Here is a 12,315-nt window from a genome sequence, read left to right as displayed (position 1 = left end):
CGCTCGCCCCAAATGGAAGGAGGACGATATGTCTTCCGTTTTCCTGACTTCTTCCGAAATGAACATGATAGGCGTCCTTCTTGTCGAGGCGCGCGGAAAATATCCGGAACGAAGCTTGGCGTTCTTTTCAGAACCGGCCCGGCTTCTCGTCAAGAACTTTCAAGCCGGTGTGACCTGCGAAGGTGAATTACGCCGCATCCTTGAGGTTTGGCTACGCGTGGCCATCGTCCCGGATCGATTCATTGATCGCTGGGACGATGAGGGCGGGGCACCGTCGCTGATGGCCGCGTGAAGGGCATGCAGATGAGAAATGCTGTGAAACTGTCATTCCCCAACCAGAGCCGAAGTTATGATGACGTGCGGCGCCAGGTCCGCTTCCTGGGCCATGTAGGCATGGAATCTATTCCGTTTCGAATTGATGCCGACGCGTTGATCGGCAGTATTGCCGGCGAGACCACGCCGGTAGAAACGGCATGTCTCAGAGCCTTCGACGCAAGGCGGTCAACGATCGAACGGGCTGCCGGGCGCGTGTATTCCGATGCCCGCAAGTCGGTATACATCCTCACTTCAAAAGACCTGCAGTGAGCATGGGCTCCTGAGAGCAGTTGGAAATATGTTCTGCGTTGCATGGGTTGCCAGGCTGTGCCGCTTGGACCTTCGGACGAATTTTATCCTGCAAAAAAGATGGAGATCCGTATGAGACCTATTAGAGAACTAATTCCGCATCGATTTTACCTCGTCGATTATCCGGCTCTGTTCGTATCGATCGGGGTTACGTTGGTCGTCGCTTTCGTCGTCTACGCCACGCTATTCGGAAGCGTCTGGTAGAACCTGCCCGCCGACAATCGCAACGGCGCCGTCTCGGCTTTCCGGACGTTCAGTTGCCGGCCTGCGGCAAACGCGCGCCACGTGGGCAATTTGGGGCCGCGTATTCTCTCGCCCTGTTCGTGAGGTGCTTGTCGGAAGAAGCCGGTGTTGAGCAGACGAGGGCGGTTTCGTAGCGTCTGGGCACGAGCAAGATCTTTCCGTTTCGCTATTTCAAGACGCCGCCCAAAGTTATCCGCCTGCCTTTGGCGGACTGTCGATAATGGAGGTGAGGTATTTGATGCTGTTGTCACCAAGCGCCGAGATGCTGAAGCGGCATTGAAATTGCTGCGAAAACGGCTGAAGTGCAAACGGGTTTGTGGATCAGTCTTCCAGTTCGTCCCACGCGACGGTCGTCTGCGTTTGTTCACCGAGGCCCTCGATGCCGAGCCGGATGGTCTGGCCCGGTTTCAGATAGACCGGCGGTGTTTGCCCCATGCCGACGCCCGGCGGGGTGCCCGTCGAGATGATGTCGCCCGGCTGCAGGCTCATGAACTGCGACAGGTAGCTGACCAGATGCGCCACGCCGAACACCATCGTGCGCGTCGAGCCGTCCTGGTAGCGGTGTCCGTCGACCTCCAGCCACATGGCGAGGTTCTGCGGATCGGCGATGTCGTCCCGCGTCACCAGCCAGGGGCCGATCGGGCCGAAATTGTCGGCGCTCTTGCCCTTGACCCACTGGCCCGCCCGCTCGATCTGGAAGGCGCGCTCGGAGACATCGTTGACGAGGCAGTAGCCGGCCACATGGTCCATCGCCGCGTCCTCGCCGATGTAACGGGCCGCCTTGCCGATCACGATGCCGAGTTCGACTTCCCAGTCGGTCTTCTCGCTGCCCTTCGGGATAATGACAGGATCGTTCGGTCCGGTGATCGCGCTGGTCGCCTTGAAGAAGATGATCGGCTCCTCGGGCACCGCCATGCCGCTTTCGGCGGCATGATCGGCATAGTTCAGGCCGATACAGATGAACTTGCCGACATGGCCGACACAGGGTCCGATGCGGCTGTCCGCATCGAGCACGGGCAGCGCGGCGGGATCGGCCGCGGCGATTGTCGCCAGCCCCGCATCGGTCAGCACATCGTCGGCGATGTCGCCGACGACGGAGGACAGGTCGCGGATCGTCCCGTCGGAATGCACAATGGCGGGTTTCTCGGCGCCCTTGGCACCGATGCGCAGAAGTTTCATGGGTGATTTTCTCTAGATGGAGATTCCGCCATCGATGGCGATCGCCTGGCCCGTAATGAAGTTGGCGGCATCGGATGCGAGATAGATGACAAGTTCCGCGATTTCCTCGGCCTGCGCGAGCCGGCCCATGGGTTGGCGCGCGACGAACGCCTTCATCGCGGCATCGTAGTCGCCGGTATCCTCCAGCCGCCGGCGAAGCGATGGCGTATCGACGGTTCCCGGACAGATGGCGTTGCAGCGGATGCCGTGCGTCACGTAGTCGGCGGCGATGGATTTCGTCATGCCGATCACAGCGGCCTTGGAGGCTCCGTAGGCGAACCGGTTGGGCAGGCCCTTCTCGCTGGAGACGATCGAAGCCATGTTGATGATCGCGCCGCCGCCGCCTTCCAGCATTTTGGGCAACACGGCCCTTGCCATCAGGAAGCCGCCGGTCGCGTTGACGAGGAACGACTGGTCCCAGTTCTCGCGGGACGTCTCCAGAATGGAGCCGTTGGCGACGATGCCGGCGCAATTGAAGAGGATGTCGACGGCCGGGACCGGGCCGACGACCCGCGCCACGGCGTCCTCGTCGGTCACGTCGAGCGCCCGCGTCTCGACCGCGCCGGAGACGTCCCGCATGGCGTCTTCGAGCGCATCCGGGTTCCGGTCGGTCGCGACCACATGCGCGCCGGCTTCGGCGAAGAGCCTGGTTGCCGCAAGGCCGATGCCGGCCGCCGCACCCGTGACGATCACTGTCTTGGTGTCAAATCGCATTGTGTTTTCCAGCTTTGCAGGCGGGCGCAGCACGTCGTCCCGCCGATGATTGGACGGGGCGCCTAGCGGGAGGTGTAGCCGCCATCGACCAGAAGGACGGATCCGGTGACGAAGCGCGCCGCGTCGGAGCACATGTAGACGCAGGCGCCGCCGACGTCGTCGGGCTCGCCAACGCGTTTCATCGGCGTCATGTCAATCCAGGCCTTCGCCATTTCGGCATCGTCGAGCCCGCCGCGGGTCATGTCCGTGGCGATATATCCCGGCGCGATCGCGTTCACCCGGATGTTCTCCTCCGCATAGTCGCTGGCAAGGCTCTTGGTGAACATGTGAACTGCCGCCTTCGAGGCGTTGTAGGCAGCCTGGGGCTGGGGGTAGTTCGAGACGAAACCCGACATGGAGCCGATATTGACGATCACGCCCGATTTCTGCTTGCGCATCGGCGTCAGGGCCGCGCGGCAGCAACGGAACACAGCGTCCAGATTGATCGTCATGAGGCGGCGATACCGTTCGTCGTCGAAATGCTCGGTATCCTCATTGTCGGCGATGCCGGCATTGTTCACGAGGATGTCCAGCCGCCCGTGACGCGCGAGACAGTCCGCAACGAGCCGATCAGGCGCGGAGCTGTCAAGCAGATCACCTGTCATGCATTCGGCGCTCAGTCCGTCTGCGCGAAACGCGTCGACGACGTCCGGGCGATCTGCTGTGGCGGCCATGATCACATGTGCGCCCGCCTCGGCCAGGGCACGGGATATCCCCAATCCGATGCCGCGTGTCCCGCCTGTCACCAGTGCGATTTTTCCGTCGAGCCGGAATTTGTCCAGGATCATTTCGTTCATACTCCCTCGGTTTCGGCGGGCTGAAAGCGCTCACGCGAATGGTCTGTTGGTTCCAGGATGAAATCGGCGCACCGCTTGCCGAGCACCATCGCCAGGGCGTTGGTGTTGCCGGCGATCAGATCGGGCGGAGCCGACATGTCGCAGACGCGGAGGTTGTCGATGCCACGGACGCGAAGCCTCGAATCCAGAACGGCCGTTTCGTCGCCGTCCGCTCCCATGCGCGCTGTGCTGCAGGGGTGATAGTCGGTTTTCACGAACCGCTTGCAGTGCGCCTCCATCGACGCCTGGTCCAGTTTGTTGTCTTCCGGCGCGATCACCCTTTCGACATGCTTGCCAAGCGGCCCTTCGAGGAAAGCGCGCCTCAGGAAGCGTTGACCGTCGATAACGTCGCGCATGTCATCGGGATGTTTGAGAAGGTTCGGTGAAACCACGGGCAGGTCCGCCGGATTTGCCGAGCGCAGTTTGACCGTTCCACGCGAGCGCGGCTTGCAGAGCACTGTCGTGATCGTGATCCCGCTCGCCTCCCTGATTTCGCGTCGCAGGGCGTGATCCAGATACATGATCGGAATGCAGAAGGCCTGGATCGTCGGCGTGGCGTCGATATCGACCGGATTGATGAAAGCGCCGGCCTCGAAGCCGACCGTATTGATCGGGCCGGTGCCGAAGAGCTTGAAATTGAGGCCGTTGCGCAACATCCGCCAGCCTTCGCCTTCGCCGAAATAGCCGTGACGGCCCTTGAACTGCGCGATCATCGGGATTTCCGGGTGGTCCACGAGGTTCCGGCCCACACCCGGCAAGTCCACGGCGACGGGGATGCCGTGTCCGAGAAGTTCGTCTGCCGGCCCGATACCCGAAAGCATCAGCAGTTTCGGCGTGATGAGCGCGCCGGCGGCCAGAATCACGTCAGAACGGGCTCGGGCAACCTTCTCGGCGCCCGAGGCGTCGGTATAGCGGACGCCGCATGCCGTCCCGTTCTCGATCAGGACACTGCCGACCCGTGAGCGGAGCGAAACGGTCAGGTTCGGATTGTGGCGCAACGGATCGATATAGGCGGTGGCCGCGCTTGAGCGTTGCCCGTCTCGGTTCATGAACTGGTAGAAGCCGACACCGGCCTGGGAGGCTCCGTTGAAATCCGAGTTGAACGGAACGCCAAGCTGCTGGACGCTTTGCAGGAACCAGCGCGACGCGACGTCGACATATCCCGGATCCGAGACTTTCAGAGGACCGCCCACTCCGTGCAGTTCGCCGTTCAGGCGGTTGTTGTCTTCCATGTCCCGAAAGCAGGACAGCATGGTCTGCCAGCCCCAGGACACCGGATCCGCGTTGTTCGCCAGCGCGCTGTCCCACGCCTCGTAGTCGGACGGACGGCCGCGCATGTAGACTTGCGCGTTCACGGAGGATCCGCCGCCAAGAACATTGCCTTGCGGTATATCGTGAACGCGACCGTTGAGCTGGTCTTGCGGAGCGGTCTGATGGACCGTCATGTATTTGTTGCCCGAGATCAGCTTGAAAATCCCCGGCGGCATGTCGATCAGCGGATGCCGATGCGAATGGCCTCCCTCGATCAGAAGAACCTTGCGGTCCCCCCTGGCCACGAGTTCCGCCGCGACAACGCAGCCGGAGGCGCCGCCGCCGACGACGATATGATCGAATTCCGCTTTCATCTCATGCCTTGTGGAAGAGGTTCTCGGGGCCGATCTCGGCTGTCGAGTTGATCCCGCAGAGACCCATCGTGGTCTCGAGTTCATGCCGGATCATCGCAAGCGCCTTGGCGACACCTTTGCGGCCGCCGGCGCCGAGGCCATAAAGCAATGCGCGCCCCATCATCACGCCGTCGGCGCCGAGGGCCAGTCCCTTGAACACGTCCTGGCCGGAGGTGAAGCCACCATCGATCAGGATTTCGCATCGTCCCGCCACCGTCGACACGATGTTCGGCAGCACCTCGATCGTCGAGGGCGCGCCGTCCAGTTGGCGGCCGCCATGATTGGAGACGACGATCGCATCGGGACCGACATCCATCGCCATCCCGGTGTCTTCCGGTGACAGGATGCCCTTCAGGACAAGCTTGCCCTTCCAGCGTTCACGCAACCGCTTCACGTCGTCCCAGTTCAACGTCGGGTCGAATTGCTCGTCGGTCCATTTCGACAGGCTTTTCGGACTGCTGACCTGCGAGACATGACCATAGAGGTTGCCGAACTCCATTTTCCGGTAGCGCAACATGTTCAGGCACCAGGCCGGTTTCGTCGCTAGGTTGGCGATATTGCGCAAAGTCGGCTTGGGGGGGGACGAAAGGCCGTTGTGGATGTCCTTGTTTCTCTGACCCGACATCTGCAGGTCGAGGGTCAGGACAAGCGTGTTCACGCCGGCCGCTTCAACGCGGCGAATGAGCTTTTCGATGAAGTCGCGATCCCGCACCATGTAGACCTGGAACCAGAACGGTGCCGAAGCGGCGTTGGCGACGTCTTCGACCGAGGCGATGCTGACCGTGGAAAGGCAATAGGGGATGCCGGCGCCCTCACATGCCTTGAGGACCTCGATCTCCCCGTTCGGCCAGACCATGCCCGTCAGCCCGGTGGGCGACATGCCGATCGGCAACGAGACGTTCTGGCCGAGAATGGTGCTCTTGGCGGACCGGCGCGATACGTCGACCGCGACACGCTGCTTGAGGCGAATTCGCGCGAGGTCGTCGGCATTGGCCCGGTACGTGGCCTCGGTCCAGGCCCCGCCATCCACATAATCGAAGAACATCTTGGGCACGCGTCGGCGGGCGATTTTCCTCAGGTCGGAATTTGACGCCACCCGCTTCATAGCGATGACACCTCGATCGAATATTGCGTGGTCCACGGTTCTCCGGCCGTAAATTCCCGGCGGCAGGCAACGCCCGCTTCTTGCAGCGGGTTCCCATCATGCGCAGCGATAGCGGCGCCGAGATCGAAGGGCGCGGCAACCGGCTCGATGCCGATAGCCTGGAACGCGCCGTTCCACGGGCGGGGATTGCGGCCCTTGTTCGAGATCCAGAGGTTGCAGGACGGGAAGGCTTCCGCGTCCCAGCGCAGTGTTGCCGCGTAACCCTCATCGTGATTGCTCAGCACGGCACGGCCTTGCACGCCTGCGACCAGCAAAATCTCCTCGGTCGTCTCTTCGAGCGGATGGCGCGACAGGTCCACTGGCGATCCGTCCGTGTACCGCGCGGATGAAAGGGCGTCGAAAACCTGTCCTTCCGCCAGCCTCGATACGCCGGGTTCCGCCTGCACGGGGTAGGTACAGACCCGCAGCTTTCCGTTTATTTCAAGATGCGCCGCGCCGGGGCGTTCGGGAAGGCGAAACACCGGATGGACGCCGATGGGAAGGGCGCAGTCCCTGCGCGCAACGATCTCCAGATCGAAGATGAGGCGCGCACCATCCGGATCTCCGGTGATCCGGCGCCGCACGAGCTCGATCGGGTGTTCTTCCGGATAGGCGAGCTCCAGCGCGATCGCGCCATCGCCTTCGCCCGTGACCGACCATTCGAGATTGGCGCTGGGCCCGTGCAGGAAATTCCCGAGGCCGGGCTCGGCGCCCGTCTCCGGTTGCCATGCCGGCGGAAGATCGTCGCGCGTGACCGGCATGCCAAAGGGCACGCAAGGCCACTCGCCGCGCAGTCTTTTCAACAGTTCGGGCAGTTCGGCGAATTCCGCCGATCCATCATCCTGCCACGGCGCGACAGCGAAAGGCTGCAGCTTGCGCCCGTCCGGCAGGGTGAAGGTCGCGGGCGCGCACATCGCGCCGCTCCGCAATACGCTGAACTCGCCATGTGGCCATGCAATCGTGTGTTCGTCATTCATCATGTGATTGAAATTCCGCTTGATAGTGAAGTGGCGTCAGCTTGAGAATCGATGTTCCGGAAGCCCTTGGGTCTCTGCAGCCATGGCGAAGAGGGAGCCGGCGTCTGGGCTCTTGATAAAGTCATCCGAGGTGAAATCCACGGCCGCCGACGTGATGACGATCTGGTCCATTCCCTCGCCGAAGAAAGCCGCCGAGGAGGGACGGCGAACGGGCATCGGAATCTCCTGAAGCAGTTCTCCCGAAGGCGATATCTTCCTGACGTTCCAGCCGTCCCATTGCGCCGACCAGATGTTCCCTTCGCAATCGATGGACAGCCCGTCGGGGAAGCCTTCGCCGCCCGAGTGATCGTACAGGACGGCGCGGTTTGAGATGCGGCCCGCTTTCGCGTCGAAGTCGTACCGATAGGTTTTGGCCGCAGTCGTGTCGTTGATGTAGAAGGTCGTTTGATCGGGACTCCAGCCCATCCCGTTCGGTAGCTCGAAATCTTCGTCCGTTGCGGTGACGGAGCCGTCCCCGCCGACCGCGAACAGCTGCCCGCCGGAGAAGCTGTCCGGTGCGTGGATGTCATCGATCATGGTCCCGACCCAAAGCCTGCCGGCGCAATCGACCCGCCCGTCATTTGCCCTGTATCGCGGCGTCTCGATCGGAAGCCGGGCGAGGGGAGCAAGGGTGCCGGACCTCGTGTTCAGCAGGCTGACATCGGCCCCGTGACAAACCACGAGGACGCCCGGATCGTCGGTCAGTCCGATGCATCCGGGCCGGTTCGGCGTGATCCAGATACCGGTCTGGCTCATGGATGCCGTTTCGAAGCGGGCAATCCGGCAGCGTCGGATGTCCACCCAGTAAATACAGGCGAGGCGATCATCCCATACGGGGCCTTCGGCCAGGGTCGCATTGGCTTGATGCAGTAGATCCAGGTTCTCGAACATTGCCCCTCCCGAAGGTTTTCGCGCTTGCAAATTGGTATGACATCATATAACTATACATCATCCGCACCAATGAGCAACAGGCAATTCACGCACTGAGGATCGGCGCGGACCAACAGGAACGGAGGAGTTCTCATGAATCGGAATGTACTGCGGCTCGCCGGTGCGAGCGCGATCGCGCTTGGCGCCATGATTTCAACAGCGCTTGCGGAAGATGCGACGGCCCTGGCTGTTCAAACCTTCTCGGACGAAGTCTGCGAACCGGCCGATCCGGCTGCGGTTGCCGACATTCCTTCGGGCGTTTCCGGCTTTACCGGATATGACTCGGCGCCGGGCGCGTGGCTCTCGGAGCCGGAAGCAAGCGCGCTCACCGGCAAACGCGTCGCGCTGACCGTCATGGGGCTCGGTCAGCCCTACTTCCTCGCCATCTCCGGTCACTGGAAGCGTCTCGCGGAAAAGTACGACTTTGAGCTTCGCGTCTTCGACGGTCGCTTCGATGCCGGCACCGTTCAGCGCCTCGTCGATGACGTTATTTCCTACGCTCCGGACGCGGTTGCCTTCGCGCCGCTCGACAGCGCCGCCGCCGTTCCGCAGGTTCAGCGCATGAAGAATGAGGGCCTGACCGTCGTCACCTACAACGTGCAGCCGGCCGAAGTCGTCGCGCCGCGCGTCTTTGCCAATGACTATGACGGTCCGCGTATCGTCGGCTGCAATGCCGGTCGCTACTACAAGGCCAAGTTCGGCGATGAGCCGGCCATCATCGGCGTGGTCGATTTTCCGCAGTTGCCGCAGGTGCAGGATCGCCGAAATGGCTTTCTCTACGGCTTTTTGTCCATCGTGCCCGACGCCACGGTCGCGCAGATGGTGGATGGCGGCGCGGTCATCGATAAAGCCAATGCCGCGGCTTCCGACATGCTTCAGGCCAATCCCGAGATCAACGTGATCTTCGGGATCAACAATGACAGCTCGCTCGGCGCGCTTGCGGCGCTTCGCGCTGCCGGTTCCTACTCCAGCGACTGGGGCGTCGTCGCTTCCGTCGACGGATCGGAGCCGATCATGTCCGAACTGAGCAGCGACGAGTCTCCGCAAAAAGCGGAAAGCGGCTACCCGCCCTACGACTTCACGATCGCGACGTTCAATCTGCTCGGTGCGGCGGTCGCCGGCGAGGCCGATGAAAACACGCAGGTTGTGGTCGGGTATCCGCCGATCGCGCCTTCCGAGGACGGCATCAAGTCCTGGCTCGATCGGCAGTATCCGCGCGATTGACGGGTCTTGTGTGCAGCGGCATTGCCGCTGCACACTCTCCGGAACCCTTTCCGAAACACTTTTCAGGAAACGTTTCTCATGGATGCCCGCACGCCTCCGTCAGCCGAAACCGCGCGAGCCGCTGACGGCGCGCTTCTTGCCGTCAGCGGGCTCTCGAAGTCCTTTCCGGGTGTCCGCGCGCTGCACAATGTCGATTTCGACCTGAAACCCGGTGAGGTTCATTGCCTGATCGGCGAGAACGGGGCCGGCAAGTCCACGCTGGTCAAGATCATCGCCGGCGTTCAGGCCCCTGATGAGGGCGACATGCAGGTCAACGGCGTGACCGCAAGTTTCAGCGGCCCGCTGGATGCCCAGAACGCCGGTATCGCCTGTATCTTTCAGGAACTGACCGTCGTCGACGGTCTGACGATCGCCGAGAACATCGCGCTTGGCGACGAGCCGGGTTCGTTCGGCATTTTCAGGCAGTCCCAGGCCAGGAAACGTGCTGAACAGCTCCTCGCCAGCATCGGCTTCACGGATCTGCCGGTAACCCGGCTTTGCGGCAAGCTTTCGCCGGCCGAAAAACAGGCCGTCATGATCGCCAAGGCGCTGCGCCAGAATACCCGCATCATGATCATGGATGAGCCTACGTCGCCGCTCGAGGATGCCGAGGTCAGAAAGCTTTTCGACGTCATCGAGCGCCTGAAAGCCGCGGGGAAGGGGATTATCTACGTGTCGCACAAGATGCGGGAAATCGACCTGCTGGGCGACCGGATTACCGTCTTCAAGGATGGAGAGCGGGTGGCGACCCTCAATCGGGGCGAGGCGACAAGCGAGGATCTGGTCCAACTGATGGTCGGTCGGGAACTGTCGAACATGTTTCCGGCCAAGTCGCACTCGCCGGGCGACATTGCCCTGGAAGTTCTTGGACTGACCGGCCCGAGCATAACCGATGTCAGTTTCGACGTCCGGCACGGCGAAGTGCTCGGTATCGCCGGGCTCGCCGGCGCCGGACGCACCGAACTCCTGCGGTCGATCTTCGGCGCGGATATCGTCCATTCGGGAACCGTGAGTGTCGATGGCCGCCGGATCGGTGCGAATTCGGTGATCAAGGCGATCCAGGCCGGTATCGGTCTCGTTCCGGAAGAGCGCCGAAGCCAGGGCATCGTTCCGGTGCTGACGGTCGGCGACAATGCCGGAATTGTCTGGGATCAGTTCCCCGGCCAGCGGGACGGGGCATCCGACCGGACGGCGGCAGTCGGCGAGATCGTCGATCTCCTCAAGGTCAAGACCCCTTCGCTTTCCCAGCGCATCAGCACGTTGAGCGGCGGCAACCAGCAGAAGGTGGTGCTTGGTAAGTGGCTGCTGACCAAGACACAAGTCATGCTGCTGGACGAACCCACGCGCGGAATCGACGTTGGCGCCAAACGGGAAATCTATCAAATCATCAATGACTTCGCCGAAAAGGGTCTCGCGGTCGTTCTCGTTTCCTCGGAACTGCCCGAACTTCTTGGGCTTTCAGACCGCATCATTGTGATCAATGGCGGGCGCATCGTCGGCGAATTGCCCGGAGATGTCAGCGAAGAGGAAGTCATCGCGGTTTCCATGCTCCATGCCGAGCGAAAAGCCGGCACACAATCGAACGCATTCCAGGACAATTAAGATGGCAGACACAGACAGCGTGCAGACGGCAAAACCAGGTCACGGCAATAGCGGGTTTGTCAGGTTGATACGCGACGGGCACAACCTTCAAACCATAGCGACACTGATGGTGCTGACCCTGATGTGCGTGCTCTTTGCCGTCTTGAGCGACCGGTTCCTGACAGCGTCCAACTTTCAGAACATCATGCGCAACGCGGCGCCGCTGATCATTGCGAGTTGTGGCATGACGGCAGTCATGATCGCGCGCGGGCTGGACCTTTCGGTCGGCAGCGTGCTGGCGGCGGCTTCCGTGCTGGCCGCATCGTTGGTGGTCGCCGGCGTCCCGCTCTACGCGGCCTTCGTGCTGGGTATCCTGTTCGGCGGTGGCGTCGGGCTGATCAACGGGACGATTATCGCGAAGCTGTCGGTCAGTCCGATCATCGTCACGCTCGGAATGCTGAACATTGCGCGCGGCGTCGCCTATCTCATCACGCCGAGCGCGATCCTTGTCGGCCTGCCGCGCAACTGGAGCGATCTGGGAACGAGCAAGCTTGCGGGCCTTCCCATGCCGATCGTCATCGCGATCGTCGTGGCCTGCCTGTTTCACGTCATCATGAGCTACTCCACTTTTGGAAAGCGCATCTATGCGATCGGCGGCAACGAGGAGGCGGCGCGCCTCTCGGGCATCAACGTCCCGCGCGCACTTATCCTGCTTTACGTCCTGTGCGGCACGACTGCGGCGATTGCCGGTATCGTCCTGTCGTCGCGCGTCGGTGCCGGGGACCCGAATATCGGGGTCGGTTTCGAGCTTCAGGTTATCGCGGCGGTTATCATCGGCGGCACAAGTCTTTCCGGAGGCGAGGGGCGTATTATCGGCACTGTCATTGGCGCGTTGATCATCGCTGTTCTCGGCAATGGACTGAACCTCGCCGGGGTTGAGCCTTTCTGGCAGTGGGTGGCGCAAGGCATCGTCCTGATTGCGGCTATCATCATCGATCGCCAGGTGCAGGACGGAATGCGGAACGTAAAGAAAGGCTGAGGGA

At 62.0% G+C, this 12,315-nt stretch carries 13 protein-coding genes and 1 pseudogene; 7 read left to right on the top strand and 7 right to left on the bottom strand.

All coding sequences use genetic code 11. The annotated features are described in order from the left end of the window. The first annotated feature begins 28 nt into the window (after window positions 1-28). The 4 genes and pseudogenes from ACQK2M_RS20760 to ACQK2M_RS20745 all read left to right on the top strand — a co-directional run. On the top strand, window positions 29-292 hold the full coding sequence (locus ACQK2M_RS20760; RefSeq protein WP_425419370.1) for a hypothetical protein: 264 nt from the start codon (window positions 29-31) through the stop codon (window positions 290-292). Between the two features lie 23 nt (window positions 293-315). Next, window positions 316-585: a DUF1488 domain-containing protein gene (locus tag ACQK2M_RS20755; protein WP_425419369.1), complete on the top strand. Its 270-nt coding sequence runs from the start codon at window positions 316-318 to the stop codon at window positions 583-585. Between the two features lie 111 nt (window positions 586-696). Beyond that, window positions 697-828, top strand: a complete 132-nt coding sequence (locus ACQK2M_RS20750; RefSeq protein ID WP_425419368.1) for a hypothetical protein — start codon at window positions 697-699, stop codon at window positions 826-828. Between the two features lie 144 nt (window positions 829-972). Continuing rightward, a pseudogene (locus ACQK2M_RS20745) lies at window positions 973-1,164 on the top strand (DDE-type integrase/transposase/recombinase); the annotation flags it as partial. A gap of 24 nt (window positions 1,165-1,188) precedes the next feature. On the opposite strand, the gene ACQK2M_RS20740 reads toward ACQK2M_RS20745, so the two are convergent. The 7 genes from ACQK2M_RS20740 to ACQK2M_RS20710 all read right to left on the bottom strand — a co-directional run bounded on the left by ACQK2M_RS20740 (window position 1,189) and on the right by ACQK2M_RS20710 (window position 8,389). Beyond that, window positions 1,189-2,046 (bottom strand): fumarylacetoacetate hydrolase family protein, encoded by an 858-nt coding sequence (locus ACQK2M_RS20740; RefSeq protein WP_425419367.1) that lies wholly within the window; start codon window positions 2,044-2,046, stop codon window positions 1,189-1,191. 12 nt (window positions 2,047-2,058) lie between these two features. After that, entirely contained in the window at window positions 2,059-2,799 is a 741-nt protein-coding gene (locus ACQK2M_RS20735; protein ID WP_425419366.1) for an SDR family oxidoreductase, read from the bottom strand. 62 nt (window positions 2,800-2,861) lie between these two features. Next, window positions 2,862-3,626: an SDR family NAD(P)-dependent oxidoreductase gene (locus ACQK2M_RS20730; protein WP_425419365.1), complete on the bottom strand. Its 765-nt coding sequence runs from the start codon at window positions 3,624-3,626 to the stop codon at window positions 2,862-2,864. A gap of 5 nt (window positions 3,627-3,631) precedes the next feature. Then, on the bottom strand, window positions 3,632-5,299 hold the full coding sequence (locus ACQK2M_RS20725; RefSeq protein ID WP_425419364.1) for a GMC family oxidoreductase: 1,668 nt from the start codon (window positions 5,297-5,299) through the stop codon (window positions 3,632-3,634). A gap of 1 nt (window position 5,300) precedes the next feature. Next, entirely contained in the window at window positions 5,301-6,443 is a 1,143-nt protein-coding gene (locus ACQK2M_RS20720; RefSeq protein ID WP_425420104.1) for an alpha-hydroxy acid oxidase, read from the bottom strand. After that, window positions 6,440-7,462 (bottom strand): hypothetical protein, encoded by a 1,023-nt coding sequence (locus ACQK2M_RS20715; protein ID WP_425419363.1) that lies wholly within the window; start codon window positions 7,460-7,462, stop codon window positions 6,440-6,442. The genes ACQK2M_RS20720 and ACQK2M_RS20715 overlap by 4 nt, the downstream gene beginning before the upstream one ends. A 33-nt stretch (window positions 7,463-7,495) precedes the next feature. Further along, complete coding sequence (locus ACQK2M_RS20710; protein ID WP_425419362.1) at window positions 7,496-8,389, bottom strand: SMP-30/gluconolactonase/LRE family protein; 894 nt, start codon at window positions 8,387-8,389, stop codon at window positions 7,496-7,498. Window positions 8,390-8,521: 132 nt separating this feature from the next. Here ACQK2M_RS20710 and ACQK2M_RS20705 point away from each other — a divergent pair, with 132 nt between their 5' ends. From ACQK2M_RS20705 to ACQK2M_RS20695, 3 genes are all read left to right on the top strand, one after another. After that, window positions 8,522-9,652, top strand: coding sequence for a sugar ABC transporter substrate-binding protein (locus ACQK2M_RS20705; protein WP_425419361.1), 1,131 nt, complete (start codon window positions 8,522-8,524; stop codon window positions 9,650-9,652). A 78-nt stretch (window positions 9,653-9,730) separates the two neighbouring features. After that, window positions 9,731-11,293, top strand: coding sequence for a sugar ABC transporter ATP-binding protein (locus tag ACQK2M_RS20700; RefSeq protein WP_425419360.1), 1,563 nt, complete (start codon window positions 9,731-9,733; stop codon window positions 11,291-11,293). 1 nt (window position 11,294) lies between these two features. After that, window positions 11,295-12,311 (top strand): ABC transporter permease, encoded by a 1,017-nt coding sequence (locus ACQK2M_RS20695; protein ID WP_425419359.1) that lies wholly within the window; start codon window positions 11,295-11,297, stop codon window positions 12,309-12,311. Window positions 12,312-12,315: the final 4 nt, after the last annotated feature.

This window comes from Oricola indica (genome assembly GCF_965227485.1).
Classification (GTDB): Bacteria; Pseudomonadota; Alphaproteobacteria; order Rhizobiales; family Rhizobiaceae; genus Oricola; species Oricola indica.
This window is presented reverse-complemented; position numbering and strand designations above follow the sequence as displayed.